The organism is Staphylococcus pasteuri (genome assembly GCF_030547725.1).
In the GTDB taxonomy this organism is placed as follows: domain Bacteria; phylum Bacillota; class Bacilli; order Staphylococcales; family Staphylococcaceae; genus Staphylococcus; species Staphylococcus pasteuri.
Window position 1 is genome coordinate 150233 of the sequence record NZ_JAUOQO010000005.1, and the last position, 21381, is coordinate 171613.

16 protein-coding genes are annotated in these 21381 nt (G+C 32.7%); all 16 read right to left on the reverse strand.

Annotated features, from left to right (window positions below; all coding sequences use genetic code 11):
* Positions 1-249: 249 nt before the first annotated feature.
* The 16 genes from rnjB to uppS all read right to left on the reverse strand — a co-directional run bounded on the left by rnjB (position 250) and on the right by uppS (position 21380).
* On the reverse strand, positions 250-1923 hold the full coding sequence (gene rnjB / locus Q4528_RS07120) for a ribonuclease J2 (protein WP_046466618.1): 1674 nt from the start codon (positions 1921-1923) through the stop codon (positions 250-252).
* Positions 1924-2096: 173 nt separating this feature from the next.
* Positions 2097-4196, reverse strand: a complete 2100-nt coding sequence (gene pnp / locus Q4528_RS07125) for a polyribonucleotide nucleotidyltransferase (protein WP_017638361.1) — start codon at positions 4194-4196, stop codon at positions 2097-2099.
* Between the two features lie 135 nt (positions 4197-4331).
* Positions 4332-4601: a 30S ribosomal protein S15 gene (gene rpsO / locus Q4528_RS07130; protein WP_046466617.1), complete on the reverse strand. Its 270-nt coding sequence runs from the start codon at positions 4599-4601 to the stop codon at positions 4332-4334.
* A 112-nt stretch (positions 4602-4713) separates the two neighbouring features.
* Positions 4714-5685, reverse strand: a complete 972-nt coding sequence (gene ribF / locus Q4528_RS07135) for a riboflavin biosynthesis protein RibF (RefSeq protein WP_029055438.1) — start codon at positions 5683-5685, stop codon at positions 4714-4716.
* A gap of 12 nt (positions 5686-5697) precedes the next feature.
* On the reverse strand, positions 5698-6615 hold the full coding sequence (gene truB, locus Q4528_RS07140; RefSeq protein ID WP_029055439.1) for a tRNA pseudouridine(55) synthase TruB: 918 nt from the start codon (positions 6613-6615) through the stop codon (positions 5698-5700).
* Between the two features lie 163 nt (positions 6616-6778).
* Positions 6779-7129: a 30S ribosome-binding factor RbfA gene (gene rbfA / locus Q4528_RS07145; RefSeq protein WP_017638365.1), complete on the reverse strand. Its 351-nt coding sequence runs from the start codon at positions 7127-7129 to the stop codon at positions 6779-6781.
* A 131-nt stretch (positions 7130-7260) separates the two neighbouring features.
* Complete coding sequence (gene infB, locus Q4528_RS07150) at positions 7261-9435, reverse strand: translation initiation factor IF-2 (protein ID WP_046466616.1); 2175 nt, start codon at positions 9433-9435, stop codon at positions 7261-7263.
* Positions 9436-9439: 4 nt separating this feature from the next.
* Complete coding sequence (locus Q4528_RS07155) at positions 9440-9754, reverse strand: L7Ae/L30e/S12e/Gadd45 family ribosomal protein (protein WP_398573681.1); 315 nt, start codon at positions 9752-9754, stop codon at positions 9440-9442.
* A complete protein-coding gene (gene rnpM / locus Q4528_RS07160) occupies positions 9754-10038 on the reverse strand; it encodes an RNase P modulator RnpM (RefSeq protein ID WP_017638368.1) in 285 nt (94 codons plus the stop codon). The genes Q4528_RS07155 and rnpM overlap by 1 nt, the downstream gene beginning before the upstream one ends.
* A gap of 19 nt (positions 10039-10057) precedes the next feature.
* Positions 10058-11290 carry a transcription termination factor NusA gene (nusA, locus tag Q4528_RS07165; RefSeq protein WP_303521071.1) on the reverse strand — a complete coding sequence of 411 codons (1233 nt, stop codon included), beginning with the start codon at positions 11288-11290 and terminating at the stop codon, positions 10058-10060.
* A 20-nt stretch (positions 11291-11310) separates the two neighbouring features.
* Positions 11311-11778, reverse strand: a complete 468-nt coding sequence (rimP, locus tag Q4528_RS07170) for a ribosome maturation factor RimP (RefSeq protein ID WP_017638370.1) — start codon at positions 11776-11778, stop codon at positions 11311-11313.
* Between the two features lie 197 nt (positions 11779-11975).
* Positions 11976-16286: a PolC-type DNA polymerase III gene (locus Q4528_RS07175; protein ID WP_303521134.1), complete on the reverse strand. Its 4311-nt coding sequence runs from the start codon at positions 16284-16286 to the stop codon at positions 11976-11978.
* A 285-nt stretch (positions 16287-16571) separates the two neighbouring features.
* The gene (locus Q4528_RS07180; RefSeq protein WP_017638372.1) at positions 16572-18272 is read right to left on the reverse strand and encodes a proline--tRNA ligase; all 1701 of its coding nucleotides are present in this window, start codon (positions 18270-18272) and stop codon (positions 16572-16574) included.
* A 19-nt stretch (positions 18273-18291) separates the two neighbouring features.
* Positions 18292-19578: an RIP metalloprotease RseP gene (rseP, locus tag Q4528_RS07185; RefSeq protein ID WP_017638373.1), complete on the reverse strand. Its 1287-nt coding sequence runs from the start codon at positions 19576-19578 to the stop codon at positions 18292-18294.
* Between the two features lie 242 nt (positions 19579-19820).
* Entirely contained in the window at positions 19821-20603 is a 783-nt protein-coding gene (locus tag Q4528_RS07190) for a phosphatidate cytidylyltransferase (RefSeq protein WP_017638374.1), read from the reverse strand.
* 6 nt (positions 20604-20609) lie between these two features.
* Positions 20610-21380 carry an undecaprenyl pyrophosphate synthase gene (gene uppS / locus Q4528_RS07195; protein WP_046466612.1) on the reverse strand — a complete coding sequence of 257 codons (771 nt, stop codon included), beginning with the start codon at positions 21378-21380 and terminating at the stop codon, positions 20610-20612.
* Between the last annotated feature and the right edge of the window lies 1 nt (position 21381).

Below are 21381 nucleotides of genomic sequence, written 5' to 3' on the forward strand. Positions count from 1 at the left end.
TACACCTTCTTTTTATAATCTTTCATATGTATAATAAATAACTTTTGTGCCAATAATTTAAGGCTTTTTTAATAAGATGAAAGAGGCAAGGACACTTACACTCATAATAGAAACATTTCGTAAAATAAAGAATGTATTCGAATCATTCCTTATACTTACAATAGTCTATTGAAGTTCAAAGTCATATATTTCAAATGACTAAAAACAATGTGAGTATGTCCCAACCTCTTTAAATTATATTTATAATGATTATATTTCTGAAATGACTGGAATAATCATTGGACGACGTTTAGTACTTTCGAAAAGTAATTTGCTAATTTTGTCTCTCATATTTTGTTTAATATCTGACCATTCAATACGTTTTTCTTGTAATCCTGCTTCAACGATTTCACGTACTTTTTCTTCAGCTTCTTTTAATAAGTCTTCGCTTTCTCTAACGTAAACAAAACCTCTTGATTGTATTTCAGGTCCCGCTGCAATTCTGCGATTTTTAGGATCAAGTGTAACTACTGCAATAAAGATTCCGTCTTCAGCTAATAAATGGCGATCTCTTAATACAATATTACCTACATCACCGACGCCGATACCATCGATTAATATATTACCTGAAGGTACTTTTTCATTTAATACCATATTTGTACCGTCATAATTAATAACATCACCTTTTTCAACAAGGAAAATCTTTTCAGGTGCAACACCTGCTTCAGCTGCTAATTTAGCATGCGCAATTTGCATTTTAAATTCACCTTGAACAGGTATAAAGTATTCTGGTTTCATAATATTAATCATCATTTTTAGTTCTTCCATACATCCATGACTTGATGCATGAATCTTTTTATTATTAGGAATAATATGTGCACCTGCACGTACTAATTCATTTAATGTATTAGCGATAATAACTTCCATATTAGCTGATGCTGTAATTGCTAAAAATACTGAATCACCTTTTTCGATGTTCATAATTTTATGTTTTTGTTGAGCCATTTGACTTAATGCTTCTACAGGTTCACCTTGCATACCTGTTGCAATAATAATGACTTCATTTTTAGGATAATTTTCAACTTCGCTAATTGGAATAAGTAAATCTTTCGGAATATCAAAATAACCCATTTTACGTGCAATATTAAATGAACTTTCTAGTGAACGTCCTAAGAAAGATACTTTACGATTTAATTGGCTCGCAATATTTAATACTTGTTGTATTCTTATAAAGTTTGAAGCATAGCATGATACAATAAGACGTCCATTTACTTTAGCAAATGCATCGTACATGTGATGTTCAATCACGTTTTCAGGTGTATTGTATCCTGGTTTTTCAGCTTCAGTAGAGTCACTGATTAAAGCAAAGACTCCTTCTTCTCCAATTTCAGCCATACGTTTAAAGTCTGGTGAGTATTGTCCACTTAAACTTTGATCAAATTTGAATTCACCTGTGTATACAATTGAACCATAAGATGTGTGAATACAGATACCTAAACTATCGGGGATACTATGTGTTGTATTAAAGAAACTAATATTCACATTTTTAAAACGCATAACTGATTCATGGTTAACTGAATAGTAACGAACTTTTTTATTAATATTACGTGATTTCATACTCTCTTTAACAAGGGCAATTGTTAATTTAGACCCGTAAACAGGAGCATCAACTTGTTCTAATATATAACTTACGGCACCCATTGCATGTTCATGTCCATGTGTTAGGAAAATGCCTTTTAATTTTTCTTTATTTTCAATGACATATTGAATGTCTGGAATTACGATATCTACGCCTAACATTTCATCTTCTGGAAACATTAAACCAGCATCAAGCATAAACATCTCATCGTCTACTTCAACGATATACATATTTTTCGCAATTTCTCCTACACCACCAAGTGGTATGATGCGAATGTCTTTATTTTTTTTCTTTATTAAACTCAAAATGTTACCTCCTATATTTTATCCCCGTCCATATATAAACTCACCATTTATTATAAGTTAAAATGGGCTTGATGTACACTATTAATCAATGTCATCACTGCTTTAATATAAAAGGTTAGCGAAATATAAAAAGATTGGAACCCTTTATAAAGATTCCAATCATTTAAACAATATTATTTTTCGTTTATAGCTTTATGTGAAGCGTTGACACGACCTTGTTTGTCAATTTCAGTTACTTTAACTTCAATTGTGTCTCCAATTTTCAACACGTCTTCTACTTTATTAATACGTTCAGTAGAAATTTGTGAGATGTGTAATAACGCATCTTTACCTGGGAATAATTCAACGAAAGCGCCGTATTTTTCGATACGTTTAACTTTAGCATTGTATACTTGACCAACTTCAGCTTCACGAGTAATTTCTTCAATTATTTCACGTGCACGATTAATCATTTCTTGATCTACTGCACCAATAAATATTTGACCGTCTTGTTCGATATCAAGTTTAACGCCTGTTTCATCAATAATTTCATTGATTTTTTTACCGCCTGGTCCAATGACATCTCTAATTTTTGATGGGTTAATATTCATTGTAACAACTTTAGGTGCATAGGCACTTAGTTCATTTCTAGGTTGATCAATAGTTTGTAACATATGATCCATAATAGCTAAACGACCTTGACGCGCTTGTTCTAAAGCTTCTTCAATCACTTCACGAGTTAAACCGTCAATTTTAATGTCCATTTGGATAGCAGTAATACCTTCTTTAGTACCTGCAACTTTAAAGTCCATGTCACCTAAAGCATCTTCCATACCTTGAATATCCGTTAAAATAGTATAACTATCTTCACGAGTAACAAGTCCCATAGCGATACCGGCAACTGGTGCTTTAATTGGCACACCTGCATCCATTAAAGCTAATGTTGAACCACAAATAGACGCTTGTGAAGATGAACCATTAGATTCTAATACTTCACTTACGATTCTTACTGTATAAGGGAAATCTGAAGTATCAGGTATGATGTGCTTAAGTGCTCTTTCACCTAATGCACCGTGACCAATTTCACGACGTCCTGGTGCTCTTACTGGACCCGTTTCACCAACTGAGAAGTTAGGGAAATTATAGTGATGCATAAAACGTTTTTCTTCTTCTGGTCCTAGGCCATCAATTAATTGATAATCTCCTAAAGCACCTAATGTTAATACTGACAATGCTTGTGTTTGTCCACGAGTGAATAAACCAGATCCATGTGCTCTAGGTAAAAGACCAACTTCAGATTCTAATGGACGAATTTCATCAGGTTTACGACCATCAGGACGAATTTTTTCGTCTGCGATTAAACGTCTTACTTCTTCTTTAACCAAATCATTTAAGATTGCATAAACTTCTTTAATTAAAGTTTCATTATCAGGATCTTCTTCATCGATAAATTCAGCAACAATGTCTTCTTTTAATGCATCTAAATTAATGTCACGTTGTTGTTTATCAAATGTTAATACAGTGTCTTTTAAACCTTTTTCTTCTGTTAAAGATTTAACCTTTTCAACAAGTGCTTCATCTCTTTCAATTGGAATAAATTCTTGTTTTTCAGGTTGAATATGGTCAATAATTTCTTGTTGGAATGCAACTAAGCGTTTAATTTCATCATGACCAAAGAAGATTGCCTCAAGCATTTCGCTTTCAGTAATTTCGCTAGCACCCGCTTCAACCATGTTAACAGCGTCTTTATGACCTGCAACTTCTAGGTCTAAACGTGATACTTCTTTCTCTGCAACAGTTGGATTGATAACATATTTTCCGTCAACATAACCCACATTTACACCAGCGATTGGTCCTTGGAATGGAATATCAGAAACACTTAATGCCATAGATGAACCTATCATTGCAGCCATTTCAGGTGAGCAATCTGGGTCTGCACTAAGTACAATGTTCATAATTTGCACATCATGTTTGTAACCTTTAGGGAATAATGGACGAATTGGTCTATCAATTAAACGTGCAGTTAAAGTTGCATCATCACCTGGACGTCCTTCTCTCTTTTTAAATCCTCCAGGAATTTTACCTGCAGCATACATTTTTTCTTCATAATTAACTGTTAATGGGAAAAAGTCACCATCACGTGGCTCTTTAGAAGCAGTTGCAGTTGATAATACAACTGTATCACCATAACGAACTAAAACAGCACCATTAGCTTGTTTGGCTAACTGTCCTGTTTCAATTGTTAATGATCTGCCAGCCCATTCAGTTTTAAAAACTTTCTTCTCTTGAGACATTATGAATCTCCTCTCTAAATTCTATTACTTATATCATATCACTTATTACTTTCAATTTATATTAGTTCTTATTTGTTAGAGAATAAAAAAAGGAAAGTACCAATCGAATGGTGCTTTCCTAATTTATTATTAAGATTAACGACGGATACCTAATGATTTAATTAATTCACGGTAACGTTGAATATCTTTACCACGTAAGTAGTTTAATAAATGTCTACGACGACCTACCATTTTTAATAATCCACGACGTGAATGGTGGTCTTTTTTGTGCTCACGTAAATGCTCGTTTAAAGCTGAGATTTCAGCAGTTAAGACAGCGATTTGAACTTCTGGAGATCCAGTGTCTGATTCGTGAGTACGGTATTCTTTAATTAATTCATTTTTACGTTCTTGTGAAATTGCCATTATCAATTTCCTCCTTTATTGTATATACACCTTTATCCGAGTTAGGCGTCGGAGTCTCGACCTACTAAGAAAAAGGTTGTGGTTAAAACGAATCAACTCGTTTTAATCAACTTTATATATTATATGATACATCATCACCGAAATCAACTGATAATAAATATTTTGCACGCGCTTTATCATCATTCATTTGTTCAACCAATGGATCTATACCATCAAATTTAATTTCCGGTCTTAAGAAATGATGCCAATAAACAACTACACGTTCACCATAAATATTTTCATCGAAATCGAAAATATTTACTTCGATAACTACTTCGGCTTTCGCTGGGTCATGAAAAGTTGGTTTAACACCTACATTAGCAACTCCACGGAACAGCTTTTGTTCTGCTCCGATTTCCATACTTACAGCGTATACACCTTTTTTAGGTAATAAGTAATCATCGCTAGGATGAACATTTGCAGTTGGAAAACCAATAGTACGGCCTCGTTTTTCACCTTGAACTACAGTACCTTTGATTTTATATAAGTAACCCAATTCTTCATTGGCTTTTTGTAGTTCTCCATTTTGCAATGCTTCTCTAATAGCAGTTGTTGATATTTTTTCTTCGCCTAATTCTTGTCTACCAACTATAGTAGTGTTAAAGTCTTCTACCTCATTTAACACTGACATGTTACCTTTACCGAATTTTCCAAATGTAAAATCAAATCCTGCAATAACTTCTTTAACATTATTTTTAATAATATATTCTTCTATAAATTCTTCAGAAGTAACATTAGCAAATCTAGATGAAAAATTGATGACAATACAGTAATCAACACCATGTGCTTCAATCATGTCAATTTTATCAGAAAGTGGTGTTAAATAAGTTGTTCTTTTACGTTCTGGATTTAACACAACTGATGGATGCGGATCAAAGGTCATAACTGCTTTTTTCAATCCGTGTGATTGCGCCTGTTCATCTAAAGTTTGAAAAACTTTATCGTGCCCTTTATGCATACCATCAAAGAAACCAAACGCCATCGCAACGTTTTCATTTATTCTTTGATTTTCTTGAATTGGATGGGTAATTTCTATCACTTTCATAATAAATCTCCTTTAATTAAATACTTTTTTAGGTTTTAATTCTCCTGGTTTATCTGGATGTATGATATATATAGCCAACACTTTTTGTGATGCATTATCTACAAATACAAATTGATCATCATTAATGTTTTCGAACTGCTTTTTATAAAATTTTTGTCCGTTTAGGATGCGTTGTTTGATTTGATCATCTGTAACCATTTGTTGTGGTAAACCTTTCAAACCATATTCTATAGGAAACAATTTATCTTGTAACGAATCATGCTCATGCAAATTTTTAATATCTTCTAATGACAAACTTTGTTCTAAATTAAAGCCTCCAGATTCAATACGAGTTAATAATGACATATGAGCAGGATACCCTAGTTTAGCACCTATATCAGTAGCTAGTGTTCGTATATATGTTCCTTTACCACAACTAACTGCTATATCAAAGTGACATTCTTCCCCATCAAAACGTAATGGTGATGTACGTTTAATAATTTTTATAGTGGCTTGTCTTATTGGTCTTTCAACCGTTTCATTATTACGTGCATATTCATATAATCTTTTGCCGTTAACTTTAACGGATGAGTACATAGGTGGAATCTGTTCAATTGTACCTTCGAATTGTTTAATAACATGATCTACTTGTTGTTCAGTCAAATCAGTTTCAGTAATTGATTTATGTTCAACTGTTTCTCCTGTCTGGTCTTCTGTAGTTGTACTTCTTCCAATGGTTACTGTTGCTTCATATGCTTTCCCCATCTCCATAACATAATCGCTTACACGAGTAGCCGGTCCTACACAAATAGGCAATACGCCTGATACTTCAGGATCTAATGTTCCAGTATGACCTATTTTTTTAGTATTAAGTATTTTTCTTAACTTAAATACTACATCATGGCTAGTTAAGCCTCTTTCTTTAAATACTGGTAATATACCGTTATACATGGTTTCACACCTTTTTAATTATCAATATTAATATCCTTGGCTATTATACCACTACTAATTAGTAATATGATTCGTTTGATAGATATTTAAAATCTATTCAGTCATTTTATATGTATTTAGCCTGAGAAAAAAGTTTCCCAGGCTAAGTGTTGTCATGCTATATTTATTTATCTTGTTTGTGTAAATCTTGAATCATTCGTTCGATTTTATTTCCGTATTCAATGGATTCATCATATTCAAATGATAATTCTGGAATGATACGTAATCTCATGCGTGATCCAAGCTCAGATTTGATAAAGCCTTTAGCTTTTTCTAATGCTTTAAATGTGTTGTCGACTTCTTTTTTATCGCCTAAAACTGTTAAATAAACTTTTCCTTGAGATAAATCATTTGTTAATTCAACATCAGTAATTGTGATAAAACCAACACGTGGGTCTTTCACTTTATTGTTAACGATATCCATGATTTCTTTTTTCATTTGTTCGCCAACACGTTCTGCTCTCATATTGCTCATCTTTGTCACCCTTTCTAAATTTTTCTTTAGTTAAAATAAGAGGTGAGATCAAGGCAATTTTCTTTTTAGAAACTTAACGTTGTTTCAAAAAGTGTCGCCAGTCTCAACCTCGAATAAATCATTAATATAAATTATCTTTTAATTTCAACCATTTCGAATGCTTCAATAATGTCGCCTTCTTTTAGGTCATTGTATTTTTCAATTGTAATACCACATTCATAACCTTGAGCAACTTCTTTAGCATCGTCTTTAAAACGTTTTAGTGTATCTAATTCACCTTCAAATTGTACGATACCATCACGGATAACACGTACACCTGCATTACGTGTAATCTTACCGTCAGTAACATAACTACCTGCAATTGTACCAACTTTAGATACTTTAAATGTTTGACGTACTTCTGCTTGTCCAATCACTTGTTCTTCAAATTCAGGATCAAGTAGACCTTTCATTGCTGATTCAATTTCTTCGATAACGTTATAGATAACGCGATGTAAACGCATATCTACATTATCAGCTTCAGCAGCACGTTTTGCTCCTGAATCAGGACGAACGTTAAATCCGATGATAATACCATTTGATGCATTGGCTAATGTTACATCTGATTCATTAATCGCACCTACAGCAGTGTGAATGATACGTACGTTTACACCTTCAACATCAATTTTCATTAATGATGCAGCTAATGCTTCAACAGAACCTTGAACGTCACCTTTAATAATCACGTTTAAGTCTTTCATTTCACCTTGTTTCATTTGTTCAAACAAGTTATCTAAAGTAACATTTTTACTTTCTTGACGTTGTTGGATAACACTTTCTTCATGACGTGCTTCACCAATACGACGAGCTTGTTTTTCGTCTTTAAATACTACAAAGCGATCGCCTGCTTGAGGTACATCGTTAATACCAGTAATTTCAACTGGAGTTGATGGACCAGCAGTTTTAATACGTTGTCCTAAATCATTTACCATAGCACGAATACGTCCATACGTATTACCAACTACGATAGAATCACCTTGGTGTAATGTACCGTTTTGTACTAATAGTGATGCAGCTGGACCACGTGATTTATCTAATTCTGCTTCAATTACTGTACCTACAGCTTGTTTTTCTGGGTTAGCTTTTAATTCTTGTACTTCTGCTACTAAACCAATCATTTCTAATAAATTATCGATACCATCACCGCTTAAAGCTGAAAGTGGTACAAAGATAGTATCGCCACCCCAGTCTTCAGGAATTAAACCATATTCTGTTAATTCTTGCATAACACGGTCTGGATTTGATGTTGGTTTGTCAATTTTATTAACTGCTACAATTGTTGGAACATTGGCTTCTTTCGCATGGTTAATTGCTTCAATAGTTTGAGGCATAACACCATCATCAGCAGCTACTACTAAAATTGTAATATCTGTCACTTGAGCACCACGTGCACGCATAGTAGTGAAAGCTGCGTGTCCTGGTGTATCAAGGAAAGTGATTTTTTTACCTTCATTTTCAATTTGATAAGCACCAATATGTTGAGTGATACCGCCAGCTTCACCTGCTGTTACTTTAGTGTGACGAATTGAGTCTAGTAATGTTGTTTTACCGTGGTCAACGTGTCCCATGATTGTTACTACTGCTGGACGCTCAATTGCATCTGGATCTTCTGATTCATCATCGAAATAAATTGATAAGTCTTCTTCTTCAATAACAACTTCTTCTTCGATTTCAACACCATAGTCATCTGCAATTAACTCTAATGTCTCTTGATCTAATGATTGATTAATATTTGCAACAATACCTAATAAGAATAATTTTTTAACAATACCTGAAGATTCAACATTTAACTTATCAGCTAATTCGCCAACTGTAATACCTTCTTGGTACGTAATTTTTGATGGCATTTCTTTAGGTTCTGCTTGTTGTTGGTTGTTTTGTTTTTGGTTGTTCTTTTTATTGTTTTTATTATTTTTGTTATTCTTATTATTTTTCTTATTATTGTTGTTATTTTGATTATTTTGGTTGTTTTGTTGTTTACCTTTGTTGTTTTTATTCTGACCACTTTGATTATTTGATTTATTATTATTTTGTTTCTGATTGTTTTGTTGTTTGTTTTCAGATTTTTTGTGATTATTTTGAGTATTTTTAGTGTTTTCTTTGCTTTGTTCTGGCTTGAACTTTTTGTCTAAAGCTTTAATTTGGTCGTCTTCTAAAGCTTGCATGTGATTTGACACTTCAACGTTCATACTCTTTAATTCATCTATAATCTCTTTACTCTTTAGATTTAATTCTTTCGCATATTCGTAAATTCTTTGTTTACTCATATAATCACTCCTCATGATATTCATCTATCATAGATAGCAATTTTTTGGCAAAACCTTGATCAGTTAAACCTACGTTCACCCTCTCACCTTTACCAATAGCTATCCCTAACTCTTCTCTAGTTCCAAATACCCTTAATGGCACTTTATAACTCGAAGTTTTATTTTGTATTAATTTCATAGTGTTAGGAGAAGCATCATTAGCTAATATAACTAATTTTATATTGCCTTTTTGCATATCATTGACAATAACTGATTCACCCGTTTTCACTTTGCCAGCTCTCATTGCAAGCCCTAAAAAATTAAATATCTTCTCATTCATTATTTTGGAATCTCTTCTCTATAAATTAAACGAATAACCTCTTTATAAACAGGTTCTAATTGTTCTTTTGACGCTTTAAAATATTTTTCTAAAACTTCTTTTTGTTGTGCGTTTTCTACTAATTGGACATCTTTTGAAACATAAGCACCTCGTCCTTGTTTCTTACCAGTAGCGTCAGCAAAAATTTCGCCTTCTTTATTGATCACAACTCTAATCATATCTTTTTTAGGATGCATTTCATTCGATATGATACATTTACGCATTGGAATTTTTTTCTTTTTCATGTTACATCATCACTCCAACCTATTTTTCTGTATCTTTATCTTCAACAGAAACGTCATCTGTTTCTTCTAATTCTTCATCTGTCTCAGCAGCTAATTCTGCAGTTGTTAAATTAGATTCTTCTAAATTCACATCATCAAATTCAACATCTTCGTCACCTGTATTGACTACTTCGTCCGCAATAGGTTCAGTTTCAATAACAGGATAAATACCCGCTTCACGTGCATCGCTTTCAGATTTGATATCAATTTTCCATACAGTCAGTTTAGCAGCTAAACGTGCATTTTGACCACGTTTACCAATAGCTAATGACAATTGATAATCTGGAACGACAACAACTGTTGATTGATTTTCTTCATCAACAATGACTTCTAATACTTGTGATGGACTTAACGCATTTCTTACAAATACTTTAGGATCTTCATTCCATTGAACGATATCAATTTTTTCTCCACCTAGTTCTTCAACAACCGCTTCTACACGTGCACCTTTAGAACCTACACATGCACCAACTGCATCAATATCAGGATTTTCAGAATAAACACTGATTTTAGAGCGATCGCCAGCTTCACGTGCAACAGATTTAACAATAACTGTACCGTCAAAGATTTCAGGTACTTCTTGTTCAAATAAACGTTTTAGTAAACCTGGATGGCTTCTTGAAACATAAATTTGAGGTCCTTTAGTTGTCTGTTCAACTTTATTAACAAATACTTTGATTCGTTCATTTGGAATGTAACTTTCATTAGGACTTCTTTCAGCCTCAGATAATACTGCTTCAATACGGCCTAAATTTACGTATACATATCTATGATCAACACGATCAATAACACCTGTTAAAATGTCTTCTTCTTTGTCGATAAATTCATCATAAAGAATTTCTCTTTCAGCATCTCTTAAGCGTTGCATAACAGCCTGTTTTGCAGCTTGAGCACCTACGCGTCCGAAATCTTGAGGTGTTACGTCTTCTTCGTAAATGTCACCAATTTCATATGCTGGATTTTTAACTAATGCTGTACTAATATCCACTTCTTCTCTGCCATCGAATACTTCTTCAACAACTTCTTTTCTTGCTATAACTTTGAAAGTACCTTCATCCATGTTTAACTCTACTCTCACGTTTCTAGCACTATCATAGTTTTTCTTATATGCTGTAATTAAAGCTGCTTCAATTGCATCAATTAAAACTTCTCTAGGAATTTTCTTTTCCTTTTCTAAATATTCAGTAGCTAATAATAATTCATTACTTGACACGATTTTTCCTCCTCACCACGTTAAAGCATTACTGCGTGACGTGCTTTTGCAATTTTATTGCGTGGTATTTCTATCGTTTTAGTTTTAGATTTTTCTTTAACTTCTATTAGTATAATATCCTCTTTGACATCTTTTAAAATACCTAACCATTCTTTTTCTTTTTCAATAGGTGCATAAAGTGATACAAAGATAGGATGTGTAATTGCATCTTTAAGTGCTTTTTCATTTTTAATAGGTCTTTCAGCACCTGGAGAAGCAACATCAAGGTAATACATTTCAGGTATAGGATCGTTTTCATCCATTGCTTCGCTGATTTTTTCAGATGCTAACGTACAATCATTTAAATCAACACCGCCATCTTTATCTATAGAAATTCTTAAAAAATGATCTTTACCTTCTTTAACATACTCAATTTCAACTAGTTCAAAGTTAAGGTCATCTAATACGGGTTGAATAATAGGTTCTACTTGTTCAGCTATTTTACTCATACAGGCCTCCCTTTTAGGCAAATAGAAAAGAGCGGGTATATGCCCACTCTTTTGCCTGAGTTACTAATTTTTTAAGCAATATAAGTATATCATAAGTTTCACTTGTAAACAAATCACAGCATAATCACTATGGTTGTTCATTAAAATGAAATAGTTATTCTATAAATTGATTACTAAAATTAACTCTTATTTTTAATTTACATATCGAAAATTGATAATTGTGCTTTATCAGGTAAGCCTGGTAATGAACCTAAATCATCTAAGTATTCAATTACCTTTTGTGATAGACCTGCTTTTTTATTTAAGTCTTCTTTTGATAAAAATGGTCCTTCTTCTCGCGCTTCAACAATTCTCTTAGCAACGTTTTCCCCTAGTCCTGGAACAGCAATAAACGGTGGAATTAAACTGTCATCTTCAATTATGAAATCGAATGCTTGACTTTTTTCAAGACTGATAGGCTGCATGCGGTAACCACGATGTGCCATTTCATTCATAATTTCAAGAACAGTTAACACGTCTTTTTCTTTTTTGCCTAAATCCATATATCTTGAGTACATATCTTTAACTGTATTTTTAATACTTTCTTTATCTTTAATCATTGTAATTAAATCAAAATCAGATGCTCTAACAGTAAAGTATGATGCATAATAATATAGTGGATGATGCACTTTGAAATACGCAATACGAACTGCCATTAATACATAGGCAGCTGCATGGGCTTTAGGGAACATGTATTTAATCTTACGACATGAATCTAAATACCAATCTGGGACATCATTTTCTTTCATAGCTTCAACCATTTCATCAGTCAAACCACGACCTTTACGCACAAACTCCATCGTTTTGAAGGCCATAGAAGGCTCTAACCCTGCATACATTAGATACACCATAATATCATCACGACAACCAATTACTGATGATAGATCACAAATGCCTGCACGGATTAATTCTTGTGCATTACCTAACCAAACGTCTGTACCATGAGATAATCCTGAAATTTGAACTAACTCAGAGAAAGTAGTTGGCTTAGTATCTTCGAGCATTTGTCTTACGAATCCAGTACCGAATTCAGGGACGCCAAACGTACCTGTTTTACATAAAATTTCTTCTTCAGTAACGCCTAAACTTTCAGGACTACTAAAGATTTTCATCGTCTCTTTATCATCAACAGGTATCGTATGAGGATCAATGCCAGATAAATCTTGTAACATACGTATCATTGTAGGATCATCGTGTCCAAGTATATCGAGTTTCAATACATTATCATGAATTGAATGGAAATCGAAGTGTGTTGTCATCCAAGCTGAACTCTGATCATCGGCTGGATATTGTATTGGTGTAAAATCATAAATATCCATATAATCTGGAACAACGATAATACCACCAGGGTGTTGACCTGTAGTTCTCTTAACGCCTGTACAACCTTTAACTAAACGGTCAACTTCTGCGCCACGTTTGTGAATACCTTGATCATTTAAATAACCTTTAACGAAACCGAATGCTGTTTTTTCAGCAACTGTACCGATAGTACCTGCACGGAAAACTTTATCTTCACCAAACAATACTTTTGTATAGTTATGTGCATTGGGTTGGTATTCACCACTAAAGTTCAAGTCAATATCGGGTACTTTATCCCCTTTAAATCCTAAGAATGTTTCGAACGGGATATCTTGTCCTTCTTTAATTAAATCATTACCACATTGTGAACATTTCTTATCAGGTAAATCAAATCCTGAACCAACAGAACCGTCATCAAAGAACTCACTCGTTTTACAGTGCGTACAAATGTAATGAGGTGGCAATGGATTAACCTCAGTAATCTCTGTCATCGTTGCCACAAAACTTGATCCAACTGATCCACGTGAACCAACTAAATAACCATCATTTAATGATTTTTTAACTAAACGTTGTGAAATTAGATAAATAACTGAGAAACCATTACCTATAATACTATCTAATTCTTTCTCTAAACGATCAATAACTATTTGAGGTAGGTCTTCGCCGTATAACTTTTTAGCATTGCTATAACTTAATTCTCGAATTTCCTCGTTAGCTCCATCCATTCTCGGTGTATATAGTTTGTCTTTAATCGGAACAACACGTTCAATTCGGTCAGCTAAAGCATTAGTATTAGTTACTACGAGTTCATATGCTTTTTCTTCGCCTAAAAAGTGTAACTCATCTAACATTTCATCAGTTGTTCTAAAATGTGCTTCTGGTAATGTCGAACGATTTAACGGATTACCTGGTTGTGAAGCAATAAGTATTTTACGTGCAATAGCATCATGTTCATATAAATAATGTGCATTACCTGTCGCAATAACTGGGATATTCGCACTTTTACCCGCTTCTATTAATCGATTATAGATTTCATGTAATGTTTCAGTATCTCTGATAAGTTCTCGATCGATTAAATCTTGATACAATGCAGGAGGTTGTACTTCTATAAAGTCATAATATTTAGCTATTTTTTCAACTTCAGATTGATCACGTTGCATTACTGCAGTGAATAACTCACCTTCATCGCATGCAGTTCCAACAAGTATACCTTCTCTATATTCATTTAATAACGATCTAGGGATTCTAGGTGTTCTGTAATAATAAGTAACTAGCGATTCACTTACTATTTTAAATAGATTTTTCAATCCTTGTTGGTTTTGTACGATTAAAGTGACGTGTGAAGGTCTTGCCCTTTTATAAGCATCTTCATTGGTTAACTTTTTATTTATATCAATATGGTTAGTTACACCTAATTCTTTCATTTGTTGTACCATTTTAATGAAAATATAAGCAGTTGCTTCGGTATCATAAATGGCTCTGTGATGTTGTGTTAAATCCACGCCATATTTTTTGGCAAGGAAATTCAAACCGTGTTTTCCGTATTCTGTATTGATTGTACGTGATAATTCTAACGTATCAATAACTCCGTTAGTTGATGGTCCAAAGCCTAATCGTTCATAACCCGTGTCAATGAATCCCATATCGAAAGAAGCATTGTGAGCTACAAATATTGCGTCGCCAACCCATTCTTTAAATTCTGTAAGCACTTCTTCGATTTCTGGAGCATCTGTTAACATGTCATCTGTAATATGTGTCAAGTTAATGATTGTTTCGGATAGTTTTTCATGTGGGTTACTGAATCTCTCAAATTTATCAATGATTTCTCCATCGTGTACTTTAACGGCAGCTAATTCAATAATCTTATCGTATTGGTTTGATAAACCTGTAGTCTCAACGTCGAATACTACATAGGTAGCATCTTTTAAATCTCGATCAGTAGGTTTATATGCAATTGGAACGCCATCGTCTACTAACATACCTTCCATACCATATATCATCTTAATACCATTTTTCTCAGCTGCTGCATGGGCATCTGGAAATGCTTGAACAACATTATGGTCAGTAACAGCTATAGCTTTATGTCCCCATTGAGCGGCTTGGTCAACATATCCGCTAATATTAGGAATACCATCCATTTGACTCATTGATGTATGTAAATGGAATTCAACTCTTTTTACTTCAGCTTTATCTTTTTTAGGAGATTTTTTAATTTCTTCTATGTCAGACATCATCATAACTAGGTCTCTGACAAATGTATCTTCTTCGATACGACCTTGTGCACGTACCCATTTACCTACACTTAATGCTTTGAAATGATCTAAATCATTTTTATTTTTACGTGTAAACATTTTTAACACTAATGAATCGGTATAATCTGTTACTTTTAATTCTACAATGTGGCGTCCACTTTTTAACTCTTTTAAGTTGATATCAAAAATAACACCTTCTACAGCCACTTTAAATTCTTCTTCGATAATAGACTCTATAGAACGTAGATTTTCAACTTGAATTGGTTTACCAATTTGACACTTATCTACATCACTTTCATTATTATCTTGTTGTTTAGCTTTTTCAGCTTTCATTTTTTCTAATTTTTCAGTAGCTTCTCGTGCACTTTGTTCATCTTCTTCTTGAATATGTGCTTCTAGTGACGCTAAGTCATCATCATGATTGGTATTATCTGTTTCAAACACAATTTTATCAATATCAAATCCGCAATTTTTAAATGCTGCTATTAAACTACCATTACATGCTTTATCAAAGTGATTACGCTCGATATCATTAGATACCATTACTTTTAAAATGTTACCTGACATAATCAAACGTTTTTGTTTTAACTGACCTTTAACTTTAGGTGACAATGCTGTTTGGTCAATACAATGCCCAAAATATTTGATAGCATGTTCATCTTGATTATCAGTATTTTTTACTGTGAAATAGCATTTTACAGTAGCTATTTCTTTAAACTCTTCTACTATTGCATGATTAAAGAGTAGGTAGTCTTCATGTGATAAAAAATGCGGCAATGTAATATGAAATTCCCATGTTCTGTTTTTACTTGAGACATCAATTCTTGTTAACTCGCCTTGCTCTATGATTTCTGAATCTAACTGATTAGAAATTTTAATTTGATCAGCAAGTACTTTAAATTTTTCCTGATTTGTCATTGCCAATACGAAAACCACCTTAAATATATAATTCTCTCGAAAATTCCCATGATTAATATGATATCAATGCTACAAATTATACTGATTTATGCTATGAAGTTCAAAGCAAATTTATATTATATTATACGCTTAAATGACTTATATTTCATTGATTACATTTTGAAATTTTAAAAGAAAATAAAGGAGTGGATAAGAACTCAATTTGAATTCGTTATCACACTCCTACTCAATGCTCGAATACTAAATAATGTAAATATTTCTTATACAATATTTATTAATCGTAATTTAGTTTAATGTTAAATATAAATCTTTAATGTAATCTTCTAATTGATCAATATGAATTTCTTCACTTTCTCCTGTTGAACGTTGTTTTACTTCAACAATTCCTTCTGAAGCAAGTTTACCCACAACAACTCGAATAGGTAATCCAATTAAATCTGAATCATTAAATTTAACGCCGGCACGCTCTTGTCTATCGTCATATAATACATCATATTGCTTCATTAATTGATTATACAATTGGTCTCCAAGTTCGCGTTGGTCATCTTTTTTAGGATTAATAGTGATTAAATGTAAATCAAATGGTGTTACTGATTTAGGCCAAATAATTCCATTATCATCATTATGTTGTTCAACGATTGCACTTAACGTTCTTGATACACCAATTCCGTAACATCCCATAATAAGTGGCTGAGCTTTTCCTTGATTATCTAAGAACGTTGCGTTCATTGCTTCAGAATATTTAGTACCGAGTTTGAATACTTGTCCTACTTCAATTCCTTCAGCAAATTGTGCAGCAGAACCATCAGCTAATGTTTCTCCTTCGAGAATGAATCTAAAGTCTCCAAATTCATCTACTTTAAAATCACGGTCTAATTGTACATTATCGAAGTGATATCCATCTTCATTTGCACCCACAACTAAATCAGATAAATCTTTCACAAAATGATCTGCGTAAATTTTTATATCTTTATCGTGAACTGGACCTAATGAACCAGGACTAGCACCCAATAAATTGACAATTTCATCTTGCGTAGCCATTTCAATATTATCAGTACCAAAATAAGCTTTTAATTTTACGTCATTTAATTCATGATGCCCTCTAACCAACACCATTATAAATTCGCCATCTACTTTGAAAATCATTGTTTTAACAATCTCATCTAACGGTCTGTTTAAAAAGTCTGCTAATTCTTGAGATGTTTTAACACCTGGTGTAGCTATTTTTTCCATAGCTTTACCGCTTGATTCTTTAGGATTGGCATGATATACGACTTCAGCTTTCTCAATATTCGCAGCATAGTCTGTCTCGTTACTATAAACAATAGTATCTTCACCAATTTCACTTAATGCCATAAATTCGTGAGTATGACTACCACCAATAGCACCAGAATCTGCTACAACTGGACGCGCATTGATACCTACACGTTTAAAGATGCGATCATATGCGTTATACATGTCTTGATATGTTTCATCTAATGAAGCTTCATCAGCATGGAAAGAATATGCATCTTTCATAATAAATTCTCTTCCACGTAGTAAGCCAAAACGAGGACGTTTTTCGTCTCTAAATTTAGATTGAATTTGGAATAATGTTATCGGTAATCGCTTATATGATTTTAATTCATCTCTTACAAGTGATGTTACGACTTCTTCATGTGTAGGTCCTAATGCAAATTCGCGTCCATTACGGTCTTTTAAACGCATTAATTCAGGACCATAGGCACCCCAACGACCTGATTCTTCCCATAATTCAGCTTGTTGTAGCGCTGGCATTAAAATTTCTACTGCATCAACGCTTTCCATTTCTTCACGAATAATCTTAGAAATGTTATTAAGTACACGAGTTGCTAGTGGTAGATAACTATAAATTCCACTCGTACTTTGTTTAATTAAACCTGCTTTTAATAGTAATCTATGACTTAAAGCTTCTGCTTCTGCAGGTACTTCTCTCATTGTTGGTATAAAAACTTTAGATTGTTTCATAGTAACTTTGCCTCCCTATTTATAAGAAATATCGTTGTATGTCATTCCAAGTAACTAAGATCATAATAATAATTACGAAAATAGCACCGACTGCAATAATAGTCGTTTCTGCTTTTTTGTTTATAGGTTTTCTAAATATTGCTTCGTAGAAAACAAATAAAATACGTCCGCCATCTAATGCAGGTATTGGTAATAAATTCATAATCCCTAAGTTAACACTTAATAGTGCTGTATAAGTAATTAAATTAATGATACCTGATTTCACCACTGAATCCACATTATGGTATATACCAACAGGACCATTTAACATATCAAATGAAAATCCGCCTGTGAAAATACTAGCTATCATTCCGACAACAGCTGTAAATATTAAAGTGCCTGCTTTGAAGAATTGTTCAACACCCATAACTAAAGGTTTAAATACGGTGTGTTCTTTCTCTGGTATAAAACCAATTTGATAAACGGTTTCAGATTTATTTTTAGTTTGTTTGATTTCTCTTTTCTTAGGTTCTAAATCAATTGATTTAGTCTTGCCATCTCGATCAACTTTAATAGTTGTTTTAGCAGATTTATTTTTATCTAAAACCTTTTTAATATCATTGTAGTCTTTAACCTTATGATTGCCGACTTGTACAATTTTATCTCCAGCTTTTAGACCTGCTTTTTCAGCTGGTAAACCTTTTGCCAAATCTCCTACTGTTGTTGTAGGTGTACCCTGATAATAAGCTAAACCAATAAATAACACGATTGCTAAAATAAAATTGAATAATGGTCCTGCAAATAATGTTAAAAATTTAGGTAAAGGTTTTTTATGTGTGAATTGACGATCTCTTGGGGCAATTTGAATTAAACTACCATTTTCAACAAAATATGCTTTCTTAGCAATATTAAAGTGATGACGTTCTTCATCATATGAAGTAATTCCTTCAATAAATAAATTATCTTTAAAATCACATTGTTTTACTTCAATTGCTTCAATTTGTTGAAATTTGTGTTGATCATCTAAGATGATATGTGTAATTTCATCTTGTTCATTTAATTTAATTTTAACGTTCATACCAGGTTCGACAGGTGGTTCTTCAAGTCCATCTCCTGCCATACGAACGTACCCACCTACAGGTAAAATTCGTATCGTATATAACGTTTCATCTTTTCTAAAACTAAATATTTTAGGGCCCATACCAATAGCAAATTCCGGGCACATAATGCCTGCTCTTTTAGCAAAGAACATATGTCCATATTCATGAACAGTGACTAGTACACCAAATACTATGATGAACGCTAATATTGTAATTAAATAGCTCACGCGCTACACCTCAATTTTTTAAGTAATATTTCAATTTATAACTTCCATTAATAATAAGACAATAATAAAAACATTATATTACGATTACCAAATTTAGCATACAAATTTGGATAAGCATTTCAAAATTTCTAATTTTTCCATAAAAGTTATGTATAAGTTATGAAAAGGAGTTAAGAAATGATAATACATTTCAATAACTCCCCCATTATAACATTATATTTATTTGAAAATGATTGATGATATTAAATTTGAATTAAAAGAATGTTTAATAATGGTAATACAAACATAAAGCTATCAAATCTATCTAATATACCACCATGACCTGGTAAAATTCTTCCTGAATCTTTAACACCAAAATGTCTTTTAAATCCTGATTCTACTAAATCACCTAATTGACCAAACATGCTTAAAATAATAGTTACAAGCAATAGTAACCATACATTTAAGTTGAAGTCTACAAAAAATTGCATGAGTAGAGGTACTAATAAACTACAGAAAATACCACCTATAAATCCTTCAATTGTTTTATTAGGACTAATAACCGGCCATAATTTGTGTTTTCCCATTAAACGTCCAAACAAATAAGCACCAGTGTCAGTTAACCAAACAATCAAGAATGCAAATAATATATAATGTAAACCTTCAGAACGTGTTTCATAAAAATACATAAAGCCTATTCCTACGTATGCAACACTCATTAAACAAAATGCCGCATCCATAAAACTAAATCTATTTTTAGATAAAACAGTATAACTTAACACTATAAAACTCATAGCAATTAAACTTTTCAATTGAATGACTTGTACCCAATTTCCAGCATCTTGTGGCAACATAATGATAATTAATCCAATAGCACTAATAATCCCTGGAATTGATACAAATTTAATCATATTCATATTTAAAAGTTCTTTTAATGCAATTAATGCTAATAAATTAGCAAAAAGCATTAATACTAATCCACCCTTTAATAGGATGGGCAAGAATATTAATAGAGCAATAATTGCTGTCAATGTTCTTACTTTCATACTACTTTACTCCTCACTCAATCCTCCAAAACGTCTTTGGCGAGATTGGTAAATTTTTAAACAATTTTTCAATTCTTCACCATCAAAGTCTGGCCATAATTTTTCATTAAAAATGAATTCACTGTATGAAACTTGCCAAATTAAAAAGTTACTTATTCTTTGTTCGCCAGAAGTTCGAATTAATAATTCTGGATCAGGATAATTTTGGGTCATTAAATGCTGATCTATCATCGTTTCATTAATATCATTACTATTAAGTCCATTTTCTTGAAGTTCATCAAATATCATCTTCATACTTTGGACAATTTCAGCACGACCACCGTAATTAATTGCAAAAATTAATTTCAATCCTGTGTTATTTTTTGTCTTTTCTTTGGCATGATCAATAGCTTCGATTGTTGATTTCGGTAACCCTGTTTGAAAACCAATTGTTTCTACTTTAACATTCTTTTCAATTAATTCAGGTAAAAATGTTTTTAGAAAATTAACTGGTAAATTCATAATATAGTTTACTTCACTTTCAGGTCTAGACCAATTTTCAGTGGAGAAAGCGTATAAGGTAAGATATTTGATACCGATATCACTAGCTTCTCTTGTGACTTTCTTGATTGTTTGCATACCTTCATAATGTCCTTTTATGCGAGGCATTCTGCGTTTTTTAGCCCAACGCCCATTTCCATCCATAATAATAGCAACATGTTCAGGTATATTATGTAAATCTAAATCATTAAATTGATTATTTTCACTCTTGTTATTATTTCTAAGCTTTTTAAACATG

Bases quoted from the DNA above. Each gene is read 5' to 3' on its own strand.
- pnp (WP_017638361.1), bottom strand. From the start codon at position 4,196: ATGTCTCAAGAGAAGAAAGTTTTTAAAACTGAATGGGCTGGCAGATCA.
- rpsO (WP_046466617.1), bottom strand. From the start codon at position 4,601: ATGGCAATTTCACAAGAACGTAAAAATGAATTAATTAAAGAATACCGT.
- ribF (WP_029055438.1), bottom strand. From the start codon at position 5,685: ATGAAAGTGATAGAAATTACCCATCCAATTCAAGAAAATCAAAGAATA.
- truB (WP_029055439.1), bottom strand. From the start codon at position 6,615: ATGTATAACGGTATATTACCAGTATTTAAAGAAAGAGGCTTAACTAGC.
- rbfA (WP_017638365.1), bottom strand. From the start codon at position 7,129: ATGAGCAATATGAGAGCAGAACGTGTTGGCGAACAAATGAAAAAAGAA.
- infB (WP_046466616.1), bottom strand. From the start codon at position 9,435: ATGAGTAAACAAAGAATTTACGAATATGCGAAAGAATTAAATCTAAAG.
- Q4528_RS07155 (WP_398573681.1), bottom strand. From the start codon at position 9,754: ATGAATGAGAAGATATTTAATTTTTTAGGGCTTGCAATGAGAGCTGGC.
- rnpM (WP_017638368.1), bottom strand. From the start codon at position 10,038: ATGAAAAAGAAAAAAATTCCAATGCGTAAATGTATCATATCGAATGAA.
- rimP (WP_017638370.1), bottom strand. From the start codon at position 11,778: ATGAGTAAAATAGCTGAACAAGTAGAACCTATTATTCAACCCGTATTA.
- Q4528_RS07175 (WP_303521134.1), bottom strand. From the start codon at position 16,286: ATGACAAATCAGGAAAAATTTAAAGTACTTGCTGATCAAATTAAAATT.
- Q4528_RS07180 (WP_017638372.1), bottom strand. From the start codon at position 18,272: ATGAAACAATCTAAAGTTTTTATACCAACAATGAGAGAAGTACCTGCA.
- Q4528_RS07190 (WP_017638374.1), bottom strand. From the start codon at position 20,603: ATGAAAGTAAGAACATTGACAGCAATTATTGCTCTATTAATATTCTTG.
- uppS (WP_046466612.1), bottom strand. From the start codon at position 21,380: ATGTTTAAAAAGCTTAGAAATAATAACAAGAGTGAAAATAATCAATTT.